This is a genomic window from Streptomyces tubercidicus, from assembly GCF_027497495.1.
In the GTDB taxonomy this organism is placed as follows: domain Bacteria; phylum Actinomycetota; class Actinomycetes; order Streptomycetales; family Streptomycetaceae; genus Streptomyces; species Streptomyces tubercidicus.
The window spans coordinates 4,325,874-4,344,303 of the sequence record NZ_CP114205.1 but is presented as its reverse complement, the minus strand read 5'-3'; the positions used below and the strand labels follow the sequence as shown (position 1 = coordinate 4,344,303).

Genomic DNA, 18,430 nt, shown 5'->3' with positions numbered 1-18,430 from the left:
GGCTCAGTCCCGTTTGCAGATGCGGTCGAGGAGGTTGGCGGTGGCGCGTTGGACGCGCTGGTCCACGTGGCCGGGGCGGTCGAGGGCGGGGGACCAGGCGAAGGTGCCGGAGGCGAAGACCCAGGCGCCGCTGGGGGCGCGGTAGAGGGAGGTCTCCTGGTGGCGGCGGGTGCCCTCGCTGTCGCGGTACGGGGAGTGGGCGAGCAGGATGCGTTCGGTGTGGCGGGGGAGGCTGGTGCGCGGGAAGTAGCGGTCGGCTTCGCCGGCGACCAGGCCGGGGAGCTCATCGCCTTCGTGGGCGCCGGTGGCCTCCCAGAGCCAGTGGCCGCCGTTGCGGACGACCAGGGGGGCCGGTTCGGGGACCCGGCCGGCGTACTGGATGCCCATCAGCCGCTGTTCGGGATCGCCGTTCTCCCGCCACAGCGCGGGGCGTCCGGGGCCCTGGCGTTTGCGGCAGTGGAGCAGGGAGTCCGGGCCGGAGGGTGACGGGGAGAGGTCGACCTGCCAGTACATGGTGTTGGCGGAGAGGAAGACCAGGGAGGTGCCGGTGTCCCGGGCGGCCTCGACCGTACGGCGCATGGGCACCGACCAGTATTCGTCGTGGCCGGGGAAGACCAGGCCGCGGTAGCGGGAAGGGTCGACGCGGCCGGCGTGCAGATCGCGGGCGTCGGCGTAGGCGAGGTCGTAGCCGTAGCGCTCGGCCCAGCGGATGAAGTCGTAGGCATGGCCGACATGGAGGGGCAGACCGGCGCCGGCGTAGGGGCGGTCGAAGGAGACGGTGGTGGCGGCGTCCTGCTCGCCGAGCAGGGCGCCCTTGTCGTCCCAGGCGTGGTAGAGGCTGGCGCCGGTGCGGCCGTCCTCCGGGTAGAGGTTGTAGGCCTGCCAGGTGATGTCGGGCAGCAGCAGGAGGAGATCGGCGGGCTCGTTGTCGCGGACGGTGAACGGGATATGGGAGCGGTAGCGGCCGTCGGCGGTGGTGAGCACGGCGACATAGGCGCCGAGGTTCCAGAAGGTGGGGACCTGGAGGCGCCAGGAGAGCCACCAGTGATGGCAGGAGACCGTGCGTTCGGCGGTCAGCGGGGGCGGCTGGACGATGCCCGCCAGCCGCGGGCTGGTGGTGATCTTGGCGGCGCCGGTGCCGCCGTAGTGGCCGATGCGGTAGACGTCGATGCTGAACGGCTGGGGCGGATCGACCGAGACCCGGAAGTCGATGGCCTCGCCGGGGGCCACCGCGCCGGTGCCGGCGAAGCCCTTGATCTGGCGGTGGACGTCATCGGCGGTACGCGGGCCGTTGTGCTTGTGGGGTGCGGGCACGCTCAGATCGCCCTGGGCGACGGCGGGGTCGACGTACCAGGGGATGATGCGGCCGGAGTCGAAGTAGTTCTCGCTGCCGCGCAGCCAGGGCAGCGGTCCCTGCCCGAACGGGTCCGTGACCGCGTGGGCGAGGGCGCCCGACTCCCAGCGCCTGATCTGATCCGTCGCCACCTTCCACTCCCCTCCCACGTCCCCCATCGGCCGCGGCCTCTCGGGCCGGTGCTGCGCCGGCGGGGCGCACCCGGCCGGCCGCCCCCAGCACATCACATTACGCACCCACTCCGTCACCCTTCGTCGTGAATTTAGATGCAACCGCCCCCGAAATGCGAACTGGAAGGGAACATTCAGCCGGTCGGGCGGGCCGCCCGGGAACCGCGGCGCTTCCCCGGCCGCCGCGGACCGGGGTCATACCAGCCGGACCGGCTTCTCCGGCCGTACGCCGATCGTCGTCAGCCAGCCGCGGAGCGGTTCCGCGTCGCCGTCGTCGACCAGGCTGAGCACCGGGCGGCCGAGGTCGCACCGGCGGGCGCCGTCGACCAGCAGCGCCGGGCCGTCGAGCCAGTCCAGGCCCGGGACGGCACCGGCGGTGTCGACGGCGGCGCAGCAGACCATGGCGGTGACGTGGTCGGCGAGCAGCTCGCGGCCCGTACGGGGCGGTTGCAGCGGGAACAGCGGGAGACCGCCCTCGGCCATGCCGTCGCCCCAGGCCAGGCCGATGGCGGCGTCCTGGGGTGCGGTGCCGCGGGCGGCCTGGCGGGCCGCCTCCGCACGCTCCTCGCGCTCGACCTCGGCGCCCAGCCGCTCCGCGACGAGATCGCCCGCGCAGGCGTCGTGGGTGAGCCGGTCGATGACGCGGGCCAGTGTCGGGCCGGGCGCCGGGGCGGGCGGCTGCTCCTCGCGGGGGCCGGCGGCGGGCGGACCGATGGCGAGCTCGTCGGCGGGCGGGCCCGTGGCGGGCTCGTCGGCGGGCGGGCGCCCGGCCGGGCCGTGGCCGGGTGTACGGGCGGCGGCGCGGGCGTACGAGAGGGGCGGGGCGGCGGCGGGGTCCTGGGCCGGGGCCACCGGGGCAGCCGTCGCGGGCGGGGTCACCGGGGCCGCCGGGGCTTCCGGGAGGGCGGTCGCCGGGAGGTTGTCGAGGACGCGGTGGAGGCGGGCGGCCTCCAGGCGCCATTTCCGGTCCACGACCTCTTCCGGATACTGCTGCCAGCCGACCGGTGACCAGTCGGGTCCCGGCTCGGCCGGGCCGCCGTGGAAGAGGCGGGCGGCCAGCAGCGAGGCGGCGCGGTCGATGGCGCCCGGCTCCTCCAGGAGGTCGCAGGCGGGGCGCTCGCCCAGACGGGAGGCGAAGCCGTCGGCGAGGCGGTCACGGCGGGAGAGTTCCGTGAGCGCGGAGACCACTCCGGCGTCCAGCCGGGACGGCCAGCGGCCCATCCGCCAGGCGGGCAGGGCGACCCGGGTCAGCAGCCGGTCCCAGCCCGCGTACGCGAGGCCGACCTGCTCCTGGGCGACGATCCGCAGGCCGTAGTCGACGGCCTGGGCGCGCTCGGAGGCGGCGGCCGCGACGGCGCGCTCCATGATCGTGGCGTGATCGCGGCCGGCCCGCAGCAGCAGTCGCGCCACCCGGCCGACGAAGCGGAGCGGGAGGCCCCGCACCGGCCGCCGGGCGCGGGCGGAGACCGCCACCGCGGCGTCCAGACCGCGGATGAAGCGGCGGGCGGCCGCTATGTCGGGATGGGCCGAGGGGCCGGTGCCGGCGACGACGGGGGCCAGCAGGGCGCGCAGCTCGGCGACCCGCATCCACCACAGGAACGGCGAGCCGATGACCAGGACCGGCGCCTCGGGCACCCGGCGCTCCCCGTCGGCCCGTCCTCTGCCGCGGCCGGGCGGGCCATGGGCGCGGTGCGTACGGTCCTCCAGCCAGCTGTCGCAGTCCGGGGTGAGCGCTATGGCGGAGGGCGCGGGGACCTCCAGCCGGTCGGCGAGGTCGCGCACCAGGCGGTAGAGGTCGGGGGCCGACTTCTCGGAGATCGGGACGGACGGGCTGAGGGCGGGCCGGGCGCGCGCGACGACCACGGCGACCAGCGCGGCCAGCGACAGGCTGAGCACCGCGAGGCCGCCGGTGATCCAGCAGGCGAGGTCCCAGCCCGCGCCGAGATGGCCGGTCACCCGGCCCGCGAGCAGCACCACGGCCACCGCGGCGGGCAGCAGCGCCACGGCCAGCGCGGTGCTGCGGATCCGCAGCACGGCGAGGGCGCGGGCACGCGCCGCCAGGACGCCTGTTTCCGGACTTGCCACGAGCCTGTACACCCCCTGCTGTCCTGCTGGAGCCGGACGGAGAGAACACGGGACGGACGTACGAGAATTGCGCGTTGTGCGGAGCGAGCTCACTCCCCACCCACTGTGGCACCGGCCACTGACATCGCAATGCCGGTGAGCCACTTGCCGGACGCCGCCGCGATCACCGTGCCGGAATCCGGCACGGCCACCGCAGGACGCTTGCGCGGCACCCTAGTTGGGGGTTTTGGTCCCGTCAGCCGGTTACTCGGTGCGGTCACTCGATGGAATGGCTTTGGGCAAAGCCGGGAACCGGTGTCGGAAGGGCACCGGTCGTGGGCGATTCGGCCCGGTCTGCACCGATGGGCCTGAGGCATATGCCACGGTATGTGCCATGTGCCCCAGGGGAGATGTCACCGGCCGCGACGGGCGCGACGGGCACGTCCCAGCGGCCCGCGCGCCCTCGTCGCTATGCGCCCGCGGCCTCGTCCGCGACCTTGGCGGCGATGTCCGTACGGTGCTGGGCGCCGTCCAGGGAGATCCGGCCGACGGCGCGGTAGGCGCGCTGCCGGGCGGTGCCCAGGTCGGAACCGGTGGCCGTGACGGACAGCACCCGGCCGCCCGCGCTGACCACCGCGCCGGAGTCGTCGCGCTTGGTCCCGGCGTGCAGGACGTACGCCTTGGGGCCGTCCTCCGCCACGACCTCGGCGAGGCCGTCGATCGGGTCCCCGGTGCGCGGGGTGTCCGGGTAGTTGTGGGAGGCGATGACGACGGTGACCGCCGCGCCGTCGCTCCAGCGCAGCGGCGGGAAGGTGGCCAGGGAGCCGGTGGCCGCGGCGTGCAGCAGACCGGCGAGCGGGGTCTTGAGGCGGGCCAGGACGACCTGGGTCTCCGGGTCGCCGAAGCGCGCGTTGAACTCGATCACGCGCACCCCGCGGGAGGTGATCGCCAGGCCCGCGTAGAGCAGCCCGGAGAACGGGGTGCCGCGGCGGTGCAGCTCGTCGACGGTGGGCTGGAGGACGGTGGCCATGACCTCGTCGACCAGCTTGGGGTCGGCCCAGGGCAGCGGGCTGTACGCACCCATGCCGCCGGTGTTGGGGCCCTCGTCGCCGTCGTAGGCCCGCTTGAAGTCCTGGGCGGGCTGCAGCGGGACGACGGTCTCGCCGTCGGTGACCGCGAAGAGCGAGACCTCGGGGCCGTCGAGGAACTCCTCGATGACGACCCGGTCGCAGGCCAGCGCGTGGGCGCGGGCGGCCTCCACATCCGAGGTGACGACGACGCCCTTGCCGGCCGCCAGCCCGTCGTCCTTGACGACATACGGCGCGCCGAAGGCGTCCAGCGCCTCGTCGATCTCTTCCGGGGTGGTGCAGACATAGCTGCGGGCCGTGGGGACGGCCGCGGCGGCCATCACGTCCTTGGCGAACGCCTTGGAGCCCTCCAGCTCGGCGGCCTGGGCCGAGGGGCCGAAGACCGGGATACCGCGGTCGCGTACGGCGTCCGCGACGCCCGCCACCAGCGGGGCCTCGGGGCCGACCACGACCAGATCGGCCGCCAGGCCGGCGGCGAGATCGGCGACGGCCGCGCCGTCGAGGGCGTTGACCCCGTGCAATTCGGCCACCTCGGCGATACCGGCGTTGCCGGGAGCGCAGTGCAGCGCGGTGACGTCGGGGTCGAGGGACAGAGAGCGGCACAGGGCGTGTTCGCGGGCGCCGCCGCCGATGACGAGGACCTTCACGGTGGCAGCCTAGACGAGAGCCCCGGCCGGCCGGACCCCGGCCGGACCCGGCGGGCGAGCGGCGCCGGGGCGGCCGGAAACCGTGCGTCACCGCGTTGGCCACTCTTTCGGGTGAGATGCCCGGCGGCCTTATACCCGATCCCGCACCACTTCCGGGCGGAAAGAGCGTGATCGTGCGGCCGAGGCCAGCCGTTCGGCGGTAGGAAGGGGGACTGCGCGCAACGGCCGTCCCGGATGTCACGCGTGCACCGCACGTGTCGGTAGAGAGCGTAGAGAGGGAGTGCACGGGTGAGTCATCCGGAGATGCAGCCCGAGGGGCCCCCTCGGGAGAGCGGCCGTCCCCCAGGGGACGGCGGCGGCCGCGGCCCCGGCCGGAGGGACCTCGCCGGACGGGTCTTCCCGCTCGGTGACTGGGGGGAACCGGCCGACCGCCTGGACGCGCTCTATCTCTGGACCGAGGAGGGCGCACTGCGCGCCGCCGACTGGTATCTGCACGACCGGCTGGCCAAACGCCGCGGCGCGCGGGCGCTGCGGCTGGGCGCCGCGGCCGGGGTGACGGTGGGCGGGGCGCTGCCGCTGCTGGACCTCGCCGGGGTCTGGCAGGGCGGCGCGTCCTGGGGCTGTCTTTCGCTGCTGCTGGCGGCGGTGTGCGTGGGCGGCGACCGGTACTTCGGGGTGACCACCGGATGGATGCGGGATCTGGCGACCGCACAGGCGATTCACCGGCGGCTGGAGGCGCTGCAGTTCGACTGGGCGACGGAGAGCGTACGGGAGGTGCTCGGGCCGGCCGAGGGCACGGCGGGTGAGGCGGCGGAGCGCTGCCTGGGGGTGCTGCGGCGGTTCAACGAGGATCTCGCGGAACTGGTGCGGGCCGAAACCGCCGACTGGATGGCGGAGTTCCGGGCCGATTCGCTGCGCTTTGCCGCGGACGGGGGCAGCTCTGCCGCCGTTTCTCCGCGTCCGGAGGGGTCGCCTGCGGCGGGGCGGTTTGCGGTGCCGCATCGGGCTCGGCCGAATATGCCTCGGCAGCGGCCGCCGGAGTGAAGGCTTCCCACGTTTTCGGCTTTCCCGCCGTGGGCGTTGCTCGCCGTTTGTTGCCCGCTTCGCGGTGCACCCGCCGTTGCGCCTGCGGCGGGCCGGTCCGCTGCGCTTTGCGTTCTGCCCACGTCTTCGGCTGCCCCGCCGTTGCGCCTGCGGCGGGCCGGTCCGCTGCGCGGGGCTGTCGGGGTGCGGTGACGGGCCTCCGGGGCAGGGTGTCCGGACTGCTTCGCTTTACGTCCGGACACCCTGCCCCTCCGGCCCGTCCCCTCCCGTGGGTGGGTGGGAAAAACCTTGGTGGGGGTGCACGCCGGTGGGCTGGGGGCTAGCTGAAGACGATCATGGAGCCCTGGGCCAGGCTTCGGGTGGCGGCGGCGTGGAGGCCCAGCCAGACGTGGCGTTCTCGGGCGAAGGGGTTGTTGTCCAGGGGGGCGGCGGTTGCGCGTTCCTCCAGGGAGGTGGGGCCTGCGGGTGGGGCGGGGGCGGCGGGGGGATTGGCCGGGTCGATGCCCAGGGAGGGGGCGACGAGTTCCAGGTCGCGGAGCAGGCCGTGGGAGGAGCCCAGTGGGCCGCCGCCCTCCAGGAGTTCGTCGTTGGCGAGGGGGTGCGGGAAGTCGACGGGGACGTAGGCGCCCGCGTGGTCGTAGTGCCAGACCAGGTGGGACTGCTGCGCGGTGGTCTCGAACATCTCCAGCAACTGCTCGTAGTCGCCGCCCAGTTCGTCGACCGGCGTGACCTCCAGGCCGCACAGGCGCAGCAGGTAGGCGCGGCGCAGGAAGTGCAGGGCGTCGTAGTCGAAGCCGGCGACGGGGGCGACGTCACCGGAGAGGCCGGGCATATAGCTGAAGACCGGGACCGGTGGCAGGCCCGCTTCCGTCAGGGCCTTGTCGTAGGCGGCGATCTCTTCGGAGAACGGGTTGTCGGGGCTGTGGCACAGCACATCGACGAGGGGTACCAGCCACAGGTCACATGCCACGGGTGTGGGCTCGCTTCCGGTCGGGGACGGGGGCACCGGCGCACGTACAGCTACGGGTACGGCCCATTACGGCCGATGGTCGGGACAGCGTAGTGCTAGCCGCGCGTTCCGACGAGAGCGAGGGAGTGCTCGTTGTACTCGGCGATCAGCCGCTGGGCGGCGGCCAGGTCGTGCTGGATCAGGGCGTCGGCCAGCGCGCAGTGGCCGTGCCACAGCAGCCCCTTGAGGTCGCGTTGGCGGCGCAGCAGCGGTACCGCGAACATCCAGGTCTGGACGCGGATCCGGTCGAGGAAGTCGCTGATGTAGGGGTTGTTCACGATGCCGCTCAGTTCGCGCCAGAAGCGCAGGTCATAGCCGATCAGGACGTCCAGGTCGCCGGCCCGTGCGGCCCGTGCGGCCTCGTCGGCGCGGCGCCGGATGGAGATCAGCACGCCCGCGGCGGTGGCGCGCAGCGCCTGGTCGGCGCCGCTGCGGAAGATGCCCTCGATGATCAGGGTGCGGGCCTCGACCATGGCGCGGAAGTCGTCGGCGGTGAAGGCGTGCACCTTGAAGCCGCGGTGCTGTTCGACGTCGAGCAGGCCCTGGGCGCACAGGTCCAGCAGCGCCTCGCGCACCGGGGTGGCGGAGACGCCGTACTGCTCGGCGATCTCCTTGACGGTGAAGGGGTGGCCGGACGGCAGCCGGGCGGCCAGGACCTCGTCGCGCAGGGCGTCGGCGATCTGCTGGCGCAGGGTGCTGCGTCGTATGACTGAGCTGTCTCCGCCGGCGGCCATCGTGTGCGTCTCCTTCGACGTGCCTGACCGCGCAGGTGGGTGCGGCCCCCGCCCACGATAGGCGAGGGCCGCACCGGGCCGCTGCCCGAGGTTGCCGTGAGCATGCCCTGTGGCACGCCCGTGACCTGCGGTTCCGGGTGCCGGGCGGACCCGGCACCGGACTCAGACGGTGTGGGCGTCGGCCGCCGCCAGGGCCTCGTCGAGGGCGGCCAGGCCCTCCTTGGCCTCGGCCTCGGTGATCGTGCAGGCCGGGACGACATGCGTCCGGTTCATGTTCACGAACGGCCAGATACCGCCGCGCTTGCAGGCCGCCGCGAATTCGGCCATCGGGGCGTTGGCGGCGCCCGAGGCGTTGTACGGGACCAGCGGCTCGCGGGTCTCCTTGTTCCGGACCAGGTCCAGGGCCCAGAAGACGCCCATACCGCGGACCTCGCCGACCGAGGGGTGGCGCTCGGCGATCTCGCGCAGCGCCGGGCCGATGACCCGTTCACCGATGTCGGCGGCGTTCTCCACGATCCGCTCCTCGGCCATCGCGTTCATGGTGGCGACGGCGGAGGCGCAGGCCAGCGGGTGGCCGGAGTAGGTCAGTCCGCCCGGGTAGGGGCGCTGGTCGAAGGTGGCGGCGATCTCGGCGCTGATCGCGACACCGCCGAGCGGGACATAGCCGGAGTTGACGCCCTTGGCGAAGGTCAGCAGGTCGGGGGTGACGCCGAAGTGGTCGGCGGCGAACCAGGCGCCGGTGCGGCCGAAGCCCGCCATGACCTCGTCCAGGATGAAGACGATGCCGTGCCGGTCGCAGATCTCGCGGACGCCGGCGAGGTAGCCGGGCGGCGGCACCATGATGCCGGCGGTGCCGGGGACGGTCTCCAGGATGATCGCCGCGATGGACTGCGGGCCCTCGAAGGCGATGGTCTGTTCCAGGTGCGCGAGGGCGCGCTCGCACTCCTGCTGCTCGGTCTCGGCGTGGAAGGCGGAGCGGTAGAGGAACGGGCCCCAGAAGTGGACGACACCGGACGAGGCGGTGTCCGAGGGCCAGCGGCGCGGGTCGCCGGTCAGGTTGATCGCGGTGGCGGTGGCGCCGTGGTACGAGCGGTAGGCGGAGAGCACCTTGGCGCGGCCGGTGTGCAGCCGGGCCATCCGGACCGCGTTCTCCACGGCCTCCGCGCCGCCGTTGGTGAAGAAGATCTTGTCGAGGTCGCCGGGGGTGCGCTCGGCGACCAACCGGGCGGCCTCGGACCGGACGTCCACCGCGAATCCGGGCGCGATGGTGCACAGCTTCGCGGCCTGCTCCTGGATCGCCGCGACGACCTTGGGGTGCTGGTGGCCGATGTTGGTGTTGACCAGCTGGGAGGAGAAGTCGAGGTAGCGGTTGCCGTCGTAGTCCCAGAAGTACGACCCCTCGGCGCCGGCGATCGGCAGCGGGTCGATCAGGCCCTGCGCGGACCAGGAGTGGAAGACGTGCGCGCGGTCGGCGGCCTTCACTGCTGCCCCGGCAGCAGGGTCGGCGGCGGAGGCGGAGGGCGTCGTGGTCACGGTCAGTACCTCGGATCGGGTCGCTCGGGTCCGCCGGGGGATGGGCGCGGCGAACGCCCTCAGACTAGGGATCACGGATCGGTGGCCGGTACCGACAGTGTGTGTGACTCCACCCACGGCTCGCGGACACTCTGTCCGGAATCGCGGCCCTCGCGTCGGCGACGGCCCGCCGTTTTCGAACCCCGTCGGGGATCGCCTCGGACGTGGTCGCGAGCCCGAGCGGACGGCCCAGGATCCAGATGGTGGGCAACGATCCCGACCGGCTCCAGAGCTCCCGGTGCGGGTCCGAGGACCTGGACGCCCCCACGGCGACGGAGCGCAAGGCGCTCGGCGCCCTCAACCAGCTCGCCAACGCCTGCCTCAAGCGGCAGGGCCGGGCAGCCGTCCAGCTGAAGCCCGACCTCTCCTGGGGCCAGGGCCTGAAACAGCCCGCGCCCTCGGAGAGGGGCACGCCCCGGCCGGTGCCCACCTCCCGCGAGGGCGTTGAGGTCGCGGTGCCCCCGGGCGACGCCGAGGGCGACCGGGCCATCGCCTCCTGCGTCGGCACCGCCCGCCGTGAGCAGCTCAGTTCGTATGTCGCCTCGCCCGCGCTGCTGTTCATCGGCGACACCGGCGGCGCCACCGTGCCGGGCTTCGACCTCTCCACGGCAAGAAGGCGTTCCCCACCGAGCGGGTCTACGGCCGCACTCCGGACCGTGCGCTGCGGCTGATCACCTGCGACGGCGCGTTCAACGCCCAGGGGCACCCGGTGGACAACCTCATCGTCTACGCCGTCAAGGTCTGACGGGGTGCGGACGGCGGGGCCAAGCCGCCATAGTGGGCGGCCAGTTCGGGCAGGAGTACGATTGCCGCCGGGGCGAATTGCCCATTAAGGGGCGTACGGGCCTGCGGGGGCGGGGCGGACGCTCGATATCCTCACCGCCGACGAGAGGCCGCGGGCACCACCGGGTGCGAAGACACCGGCGTCCACTCGTCCACTGGCGGCTTCGGGGGGAAGGGCGACGGGATTGTGGAACGGCTGATACTCGCTGGGCAGCAGGAAGGGTCGGGGCGCGCGGCGCGGCACGGAGTGCTGCGGCCGCTGCGGGCGCAGGACCCGGTGCGGATCGGGGACTACCGCCTGCTCGGGCGGCTCGGCGAGGGCGGTATGGGCCGGGTGTTCCTGGCCCGTTCGGACCGCGGCCGCACGGTCGCGGTCAAGCTGGTGCGCGCGGAGCTGGCCGGCCAGGAGGAGTTCCGGACCCGCTTCCGGCGGGAGGTACGGGCCGCGCAGCGGGTCGGCGGGGAGTGGACGGCGCCCGTCCTGGACGCCGACACCGAGGCCGAGACCCCCTGGGTCGCCACGGGTTATATCGCGGGCCCCTCTCTCCAGCGGGTCGTCGGCAGCGGTACTCCGCTGCCCGAGCGGAGCGTACGGATCCTGGCCGCCGGGCTGGCCCGTGCGCTGGGCGCGATCCACGCCGCCGGGATCATCCACCGCGACCTCAAGCCGTCGAATGTGCTGCTCACCATCGACGGGCCGCGGGTCATCGACTTCGGTATCGCACGCGCGCTGGAGGGCGTCACCAGCAGCGGGGTGACACGTACCGGCGCCTCGATCGGCTCGCCGGGCTTCATGTCGCCGGAGCAGGTCCACGGCGACCAACTGACCCCGGCCTGCGATGTCTTCTGCCTCGGGTCCGTGCTCGCCTACGCGGCGACCGGACGGCAGCCGTTCGGCACGGCCGACAGCCTCGCGCCCGCGGTGATGTTCCGCATCGCCCAGGAGGAGCCGGACCTCTCCGGGGTGCCCGAGGGGCTGCGCGCACTGATCGCCGGATGCCTGAACAAGGACCCGGAACAGCGGCCCACGCCCGCCCAGTTGGTGGCCCAGGCGGAGGGCGGCGCCGCGGGCGGGCCGGGCACCGACGACGAGCCCTGGCTGCCGGGGACGCTGATCGCCCGGCTGGGACGGCATGCCGTGGAGCTGCTGGACGCGGAGGACCCGCAGGACGAGGCACCGCAGGGGCACATGGCGAACGAGGGGCGCGCGCAGGGCGGTTACGGGACGGACGCGCCGTCCGCGGCCCTCTCGCGTACGACCCTCGCGGACCACACTCCGGCGACGCCGTCCCCTGGCCCCGGCCCCCACGACCACGCGACAGCGGCCCCGGAACCCGCACCACGCCGCCGCCGCGCGGCCGGTGCCGCCCTGGCCACCGCGGTCGCGGTGGCCCTGGTCGGGGCGGGTGGGGCCACCGCGTACGCCATGCTGAGCAGGGGCGGCGACGGCGTAGCGGCGAAGGACGGCGGGACCGCGGCGCAGGCCGCCGCGCACGGGGGCCTGCCCGCGGCCTATCTGGGCACCTGGGAGACCACCCTCGGCGGCTCCGCCCTCAACGGCCGGCGCCTGACGCTCACCCAGGGCACGACCGGGGACACCGTGCTGACCATGACGGCGACCGGCGAGTCCTACCGCTGCACCTTCGCGGCCACCCTGACCGACGCGGGCCCCCCGATCCGCCTCGGCCCGTCCACGGTGGTCTCCGGACCGCACGACAGCTGTAGCCCCGGCGAGCCGAGCACCCTGGAGCTGGTGGACGGCATGCTGCGCCGTATCTCCGACGACGGGAGGGCGCTGTCGTACCGCAAGGCCGGGGGGACGGCCACCAAGGCGGGGTGACAAACGGCCTGTTGGCCCCGGCGCGTTGGAGGGCCGCCTAGGCTCAGAGGGACGACTGCTGCCGGAACGTGTCTCCGGCACACGGAAGGAAGAGGGGGAGGGTGCCGGATGGACGGCCTGCGCGGGCTGACGGCCGACGATCCGTCGTGGATCGGGGACTACCGGCTGCTCAGCCGTCTCGGCAGCGGCGGGATGGGGCGGGTCTACCTCGCCCGTTCCGAGGGCGGCAGGACCGTCGCCGTGAAGCTGGTGAAGGCCGAACTGGCCGCGGAGGAGGAGTTCCGGAGCCGCTTCCGGCGGGAGGTCGCGGCCGCGCAGCGGGTCGGCGGGCACTGGACCGCACCGGTGCTGGACGCCGACACCGAGGCCGCGGTCCCCTGGGTCGCCACCGGATATATCGCGGGCCCCACCCTGAGCGAGGTCGTCGGATTCCCGTACGGCCGTACCGGCAGCTACGGCCCGCTGCCGGAGCATTCGCTGCGGCGGCTGGCCTACGGGCTGGCCTGCGCACTGCGCGACATCCACGGGGTCGGTCTGGTGCACCGCGACCTCAAACCGTCCAATGTGCTGCTCACCATCGACGGACCGCGGGTCATCGACTTCGGTATCGCACGGGCGCTGGACGCGGTCGGGGAGACCCAGACCCGGGCCGGCACGGTGCTCGGCTCGCCCAGCTTCATGTCACCCGAGCAGGTCACGGGGCAGCGGGCCGGCCCGGCCAGCGATGTGTTCTGTGTGGGCTCGGTGCTGGCGTACGCGGCGACCGGGCAGCAGCCGTTCGGCAGTCTCGCCTCGGGCGTGCACGCGGTGATGTTCAAGATCGCGCGGGATGAGCCCGAACTGGCCGCGGCGCCGGACGGGATCCGCGGACTGATCCTGGACTGCCTGGCCAAGGACCCGGCGGCGCGGCCCACCCCCGGGGAGCTCGCCGCGCGCCTGGAGCCGGAGCCCGGCGGCCCGGCGGCCGCGCCCTGGCTGCCGGCCGAGCTGATCGCGAGCCTGGGGCAGCACGCCGTGCTCCTCCTGGACACCGACACCCCGCCCGGAGGCCAGTCGCCGACGGCGGTGACCACCAGGGTCCCGGCCGCTACGGCACCGGCCACGCCGGCACCGGCCCCGCCCGCTCCGGCCCTGGTCCCACCGCCCACCGCGCCGGAGCGGCGCCGCCGCCGTCGCTGGCTTCCCCTCGCCGCCACGGCCGTCGTCGCGGCCGCCGCGGCCGCCGCCGCGGTGCCGGTGCTGAGCGGCGGTGCGGGCGCCGAGGACAGCGCGTCCGACATCCCGGCCGGCTATATCGGCACCTGGTCGGGGCCGGTGCTGCGGGACGGCGAACCCACCGGGCAGCAGCGGCGGTTCGTGATCAGCCACGGCAAGGTCGGTGAGGTGGTGGCGAACAGCACCAGCCTCGGCGCGACCTACGAGTGCCGCAGCGACGGCACGCTGGTGTCCGTCACCCAGCAGGACGGGCACCCGGCGCTCCGGCTGGACACCAAGGTCGTCCGGTCCGTACCGGCCGGCCGCTGCGCCGCACTCGGCGAACACACCCTCAAGGAGGGCGGCGACTCCACGCTGACCTGGTCCGCGGCCGGGCGCACCGCCACCCTGCACCGCGTCGCCCCGGCCGACGGCACCGTCCCGGACGGCTTCCTCGGCACCTGGCAGCGGACGGATGACGACGGCTACGGCAGCCAGCGGCTGACCATCAGACAGGCCCCGGCGGGCAGCAGGGTCCTCACCACGGACGTCATCGGCCGCAACGGCCACTGCACGGCACACGCCAGCCTCTACGCGGCCGAGCACGGCAAACTGACCGTCGGCCCGTCGGTCGTCGACCGGTCCGCGCCCGGCTGCTCCCCGAGCAGCACCTCCGTGCTCAGCCTGAGCGGTGACGGCACCCTCCACCGCGCGTTCCTGGGCGACGACAAACAGCCGCGCGGCTACTCCAGGGTGAAGTAGCCGCGCGGCCGCTGCTGCGGTGCACCGGGGACCGCGCAGGTCCCCCGGGCGGAGTCGCTACGACAGGAACGAGTTGATCTCGATCGTCTCGTCGCGGCCGGGGCCGACGCCGATCGCGGAGATCGGGGCGCCGGACATCTCCTCCAGCGCCTTGACATACGCCTGGGCGTTCTTGGGCAGGTCGGCGAACGTCTTGGCCTTGGTGATGTCCTCGGACCAGCCCGGGAGCATCTCGTAGACCGGCTTGGCGTGGTGGAAGTCGGTCTGCGAGTACGGCAGTTCCTCGACCCGCTTGCCGTCGATCTCGTACGCGACACAGACCGGGATCTGCTCCCAGCCGGTGAGCACGTCGAGCTTGGTGAGGAAGAAGTCCGTCAGACCGTTGACGCGGGTCGCGTAGCGGGCGATGACCGCGTCGAACCAGCCGCAGCGGCGGTCCCGGCCGGTGGTCACACCGCGCTCGCCGCCGATGCGGCGCAGTGCCTCGCCGTCCTCGTCGAACAGCTCGGTCGGGAACGGACCGGCGCCGACGCGCGTCGTATAGGCCTTGAGGATGCCGATGACCCGGCTGATCTTCGTGGGGCCGACGCCCGCACCCGTGCAGGCGCCGCCCGCGGTCGGGTTCGAGGACGTGACGAAGGGGTACGTGCCGTGGTCGATGTCCAGCAGCGTGCCCTGGCCGCCCTCGAAGAGCACGACCTTGTCGTCGTCCAGCGCCTTGTTGAGGATCAGGGTGGTGTCGGCGACATAGCCCTTGATCTGGTCGGCGTAGCCCAGCAGCTCCTCGACGACCTGGCCGGCCTCGATGGCGCGGCGGTTGTAGAGCTTGGTGAGGAGCTGGTTCTTGACCTCAAGGGCCGCCTCGACCTTCTGGATGAGGATCGACTCGTCGTAGAGGTCCTGCACCCGGATACCGACGCGGTTGATCTTGTCGGCGTAGGTCGGGCCGATACCGCGGCCGGTGGTGCCGATCTTCCGCTTGCCGAGGAACCGTTCCGTCACCTTGTCGACGGTGATGTTGTACGGCGTGATCAGATGCGCGTTACCGCTGAGCAGCAGCTTGGACGTGTCCACGCCGCGCTCGTTGAGTCCGCTCAGCTCGGAGAGCAGGACCGCCGGGTCCACGACGACGCCGTTGCCGATGACCGGGGTGCACCCCGGCGAGAGGATTCCGGAAGGGAGAAGGTGCAGTGCGTACTTCTGGTCGCCGACGACGACCGTGTGGCCGGCGTTGTTGCCGCCCTGATAGCGCACTACATAGTCCACGGATCCACCGAGCAGGTCGGTGGCCTTTCCCTTGCCCTCATCACCCCACTGAGCACCGAGCAGCACAAGTGCGGGCACAGGCGTACACCCCTTCCGGGCGGGGCATGTCCCACGTGCGTGGATGGCGCCGGCGTGCCTGTTCACGCGTACGTCATCACTAGAGCCGTCGGACCGGTGCCCCGGAATAGACGAAGCCCCTGGCGCAATAGCGCAAGGGGCTCTTGCACCGAGATGCTACCTGAGGAAGGACCGAGGTGTCGGCGCAGCCTTCTGGGCACTCTCCCGTGGACTCCGTTCGGGGGCATCCCCTGCTCGTGGTCATCGACCCGGTCGCCCGCAGCACGGACGGGGAATCCGTCCGGATCGCGAAGGATGTCCTGTGTGCGGGCGCGGGGGCGAAAATCTGCCTTCCGGAGGGGCCGGAGGAATTCGCGCGGGTGCTCGCCCGGCGCGGCCACCGGCGTCCGGTGGTGATCGGCGACGACCGGACGCTGCTGCGGGTGGTGGGCCTGCTGCACAAGGAGCGCGAGCTGGCCGCGGTGCCACTGTCGATGGTCCCGGTCGGTGCGCCGGCCGCGGTCGCGCTGAGCGGTGCGCTGGGCGTCCCCACGGACACGGTGGCCGCCGCGCGGGCCGTCCTGGACGGCGGGGAGCGGCCGATGGATCTGCTCACGGACGACAGCGACGGCATCGTGCTGGGCGGGCTGCGCATCCCCTGCGGGAGCGAGGCGACCCGGCTGGGGCACGGGGCGTATGTACCGGGGACGGCCCCGCGCCCGGCCCCCGTCGACCCGGCCGAGGCGCTGGGCGGACGCAGCGGCACGGCGGACGGCCTCGACGGGCCCCGGCCGTGGTGGAAGCCGGCCGCCCGGACCGCCCGTACGGCGCTGGCGCTGCTGGCCGCACCGGCGGCGGGACTGGGCGCCCGGCGGGCCCGGGTGCCGGGGCAGCGGCTGCGGATCGAGGCGGACGGGGTGCTGCTGGCGGATCTGGACCGGCCGGTGCGCGGGGTGTCGGTGGTGCCCGGCGCACGGACCGGGGCGGACGGGCCGCGGCCGGGGCCCGGTGACAGCCGTGCGCTGGCCGAGGTCGTGGTGCACTGGCCAGGCGGCGGCCGGCCGGTGCGGACCCGGGCGCGGGCGGTGACGGTGTCCGGCGCGGACTTCCACTACCGGGCGGACGCGCTGGTCGGCGGGCCGGTCAGGACCCGCACGTGGACCGTGCAGCCGGCGGCCTGGCGGCTACAGCTGCCGCGGGGCTGAGCGCGCGGGGCCGGGGCAGCGCGGCAGCCGACAGCTCAGCGACCGGGCAGCAGCTCAGCGATCGGCGCTGTCGAGGTCGGCGCGGAGCTGGTCGCGGTGCTCGCGCCAGCGCTGGAGCAGCCCGGTGAGCTCCGTCTGCAGAAACTCGAAAAAGACCAGTGTCTCAGCGATCCGGCGGCCGGCCGGGGAGTCCTCGCCGAGGCTGTCGACGCCCTCGCGCAGGGTGCCCTCCCAGCGGGTGAGGACGTTGTCCCGGCGGGCCAGCGCCTCGTACCACTGGTCGCTGTGCACGCGGTAGCGGTCGCGGCGGGAGCCGGGCTCGCGCTCCCGGCTGACCATGTCGACCTGGGAGAGGTAGCGGATCGCGCCGGAGACGGCGGCCGGGCTGACCTGGAGGCGCTCGCCGAGCTCGGCGGAGGTCAGCACACCGGAGTCGGAGGCCAGCAGACAGGCGAAGACCCGGGCGGACATCCGCTGCATCCCGGCGTCGACCAGCTGGGAGGCGAACCGCTCGACGAACTGCGAGACCGCGCCGTCGTCGCGGGTGTCCTCGCCGCCGCCCTGGCGGGCATCGTCCGTCCGCTGCGCGCTCTGCTGTGCCTGCTCGCTCATATCCGCATCATCTCCCCTGATCAGAGCCACCCCCGCAAGTTTATACGGTTTCTTAACTTCACAAATTTATGAAACTAGTAGCTTCCACATCATGACCACGGCGCTCTCTCCCGCCCCCGCCATCCGGGCCGACGGCCTCCACAAGTCCTTCGGCCGCACCCACGCACCGGACGGCCTCGATCTGTCGGTGGCGGCCGGTGAGGTCCACGGCTTCCTCGGACCCAACGGCGCCGGCAAGTCCACGACGATCCGCATCCTGCTCGGCCTGCTGCGCGCCGCTGCTGACGCTGTCCGCCCTCTTCGCCCTCCTGGGCCTGATGGGGGTGCGCCGGCGCGATATCGGCTGAGGCCCCGGGGTGGTGGCCACCGTGGTTGCCGCCCCGCCGTCCACAGGGTGTGGATACAGCACATGACCCGAGCAACCGCCAGTCACTGTGCGCCATTTCACCTGGCGGTGCGTTAACGGGCAGTAACTCTGGAGCTGTGGGTAATTTACCCGTTACTTTCCGTGCGTACGGTCGTGACCACGACCCGCGGCACCGGAGGGGTTCATGCGACGTATCACCACCAAGATCGGCGTTCTCGCGGCGGCGGCACTGCTCGCCGTCACGGCAGCCGGACCGGCCCAGGGGAAGCAGCCGGGCGACGCACAGCGCACCCGGTCCGAGGCGGCGGCCTACTTCGTGATGACGGACGTCACCCGCGCGGAATTCGTCATCAAGCTCACCGACCCCCGCAAGATCCAGCACGCCCGTGATCTGCTGAGCGGGGCGACCAGCTCCGAGCCCCATGTCATCGGCCGGATCGACAAGCGCCCCGCCCCGTACAACTGGCGCTGGAGCTTCCATCTCCGCCCGGAGACCATCGACTTCTTCGACTTCGCCATCGAGGTCTGCGACGCCACCACGCCCTATGTCGAAGACCATCTGGACGAGGCCGGCGGCCCGTTCCTGCCCGGCCTGATCTGGTGCCCCTGGAGCTCGAAGCTGGTGCGGGAGGTGCCCCAGCCGTAAGCGGGCCGTGCGAAGG

13 protein-coding genes and 3 pseudogenes are annotated in these 18,430 nt (G+C 73.3%); 8 read left to right on the top strand and 8 right to left on the bottom strand.

All coding sequences use genetic code 11. The annotated features are described in order from the left end of the window. Window positions 1–3: 3 nt before the first annotated feature. The 3 genes from STRTU_RS18890 to purD form a co-directional block, all read right to left on the bottom strand. A complete protein-coding gene (locus STRTU_RS18890) occupies window positions 4–1,485 on the bottom strand; it encodes a N,N-dimethylformamidase beta subunit family domain-containing protein (RefSeq protein WP_159744718.1) in 1,482 nt (493 codons plus the stop codon). A 234-nt stretch (window positions 1,486–1,719) separates the two neighbouring features. After that, the gene (locus STRTU_RS18885; RefSeq protein ID WP_246240733.1) at window positions 1,720–3,609 is read right to left on the bottom strand and encodes a hypothetical protein; all 1,890 of its coding nucleotides are present in this window, start codon (window positions 3,607–3,609) and stop codon (window positions 1,720–1,722) included. 448 nt (window positions 3,610–4,057) lie between these two features. After that, window positions 4,058–5,323, bottom strand: a complete 1,266-nt coding sequence (gene purD / locus STRTU_RS18880; RefSeq protein ID WP_159744716.1) for a phosphoribosylamine--glycine ligase — start codon at window positions 5,321–5,323, stop codon at window positions 4,058–4,060. Window positions 5,324–5,611: 288 nt separating this feature from the next. Here purD and STRTU_RS18875 point away from each other — a divergent pair, with 288 nt between their 5' ends. After that, window positions 5,612–6,367 carry an SLATT domain-containing protein gene (locus STRTU_RS18875; protein ID WP_159744715.1) on the top strand — a complete coding sequence of 252 codons (756 nt, stop codon included), beginning with the start codon at window positions 5,612–5,614 and terminating at the stop codon, window positions 6,365–6,367. Window positions 6,368–6,686: 319 nt separating this feature from the next. Here STRTU_RS18875 and STRTU_RS18870 read toward each other — a convergent pair whose 3' ends face one another. The 3 genes from STRTU_RS18870 to STRTU_RS18860 form a co-directional block, all read right to left on the bottom strand. Next, window positions 6,687–7,337 carry a hypothetical protein gene (locus STRTU_RS18870; protein ID WP_159744714.1) on the bottom strand — a complete coding sequence of 217 codons (651 nt, stop codon included), beginning with the start codon at window positions 7,335–7,337 and terminating at the stop codon, window positions 6,687–6,689. Between the two features lie 95 nt (window positions 7,338–7,432). Further along, window positions 7,433–8,110 carry a GntR family transcriptional regulator gene (locus STRTU_RS18865; RefSeq protein WP_159744713.1) on the bottom strand — a complete coding sequence of 226 codons (678 nt, stop codon included), beginning with the start codon at window positions 8,108–8,110 and terminating at the stop codon, window positions 7,433–7,435. A gap of 162 nt (window positions 8,111–8,272) precedes the next feature. Then, a complete protein-coding gene (locus tag STRTU_RS18860) occupies window positions 8,273–9,643 on the bottom strand; it encodes an aspartate aminotransferase family protein (protein ID WP_159744712.1) in 1,371 nt (456 codons plus the stop codon). Window positions 9,644–9,828: 185 nt separating this feature from the next. Here STRTU_RS18860 and STRTU_RS18855 point away from each other — a divergent pair. The 4 genes and pseudogenes from STRTU_RS18855 to STRTU_RS18840 all read left to right on the top strand — a co-directional run. Then, window positions 9,829–10,293, top strand: a pseudogene (locus tag STRTU_RS18855) (two-component sensor histidine kinase); the annotation flags it as partial. Then, a pseudogene (locus STRTU_RS18850) lies at window positions 10,293–10,427 on the top strand (class F sortase); the annotation flags it as partial. The pseudogenes STRTU_RS18855 and STRTU_RS18850, both read left to right, overlap by 1 nt. Window positions 10,428–10,715: 288 nt before the next feature. After that, complete coding sequence (locus STRTU_RS18845) at window positions 10,716–12,305, top strand: serine/threonine-protein kinase (protein ID WP_159747060.1); 1,590 nt, start codon at window positions 10,716–10,718, stop codon at window positions 12,303–12,305. Window positions 12,306–12,413: 108 nt separating this feature from the next. Further along, window positions 12,414–14,261, top strand: a complete 1,848-nt coding sequence (locus STRTU_RS18840) for a serine/threonine-protein kinase (protein WP_159744711.1) — start codon at window positions 12,414–12,416, stop codon at window positions 14,259–14,261. 57 nt (window positions 14,262–14,318) lie between these two features. Here STRTU_RS18840 and STRTU_RS18835 read toward each other — a convergent pair whose 3' ends face one another. Further along, entirely contained in the window at window positions 14,319–15,605 is a 1,287-nt protein-coding gene (locus tag STRTU_RS18835) for an adenylosuccinate synthase (protein ID WP_159744710.1), read from the bottom strand. A gap of 206 nt (window positions 15,606–15,811) precedes the next feature. Between STRTU_RS18835 and STRTU_RS18830 the strand changes: the two genes are divergently transcribed. After that, a complete protein-coding gene (locus tag STRTU_RS18830; RefSeq protein ID WP_159744709.1) occupies window positions 15,812–16,789 on the top strand; it encodes a diacylglycerol kinase catalytic domain-containing protein in 978 nt (325 codons plus the stop codon). 54 nt (window positions 16,790–16,843) lie between these two features. Here STRTU_RS18830 and STRTU_RS18825 read toward each other — a convergent pair whose 3' ends face one another. Then, the gene (locus STRTU_RS18825) at window positions 16,844–17,401 is read right to left on the bottom strand and encodes a GbsR/MarR family transcriptional regulator (RefSeq protein ID WP_159744708.1); all 558 of its coding nucleotides are present in this window, start codon (window positions 17,399–17,401) and stop codon (window positions 16,844–16,846) included. Window positions 17,402–17,492: 91 nt separating this feature from the next. Here STRTU_RS18825 and STRTU_RS18820 point away from each other — a divergent pair. Next, window positions 17,493–17,720 (top strand): annotated as a pseudogene (locus tag STRTU_RS18820) (ATP-binding cassette domain-containing protein); the annotation flags it as partial. Window positions 17,721–17,952: 232 nt separating this feature from the next. Next, window positions 17,953–18,414 (top strand): BP74-related protein, encoded by a 462-nt coding sequence (locus tag STRTU_RS18815; protein ID WP_159744707.1) that lies wholly within the window; start codon window positions 17,953–17,955, stop codon window positions 18,412–18,414. Window positions 18,415–18,430: the final 16 nt, after the last annotated feature.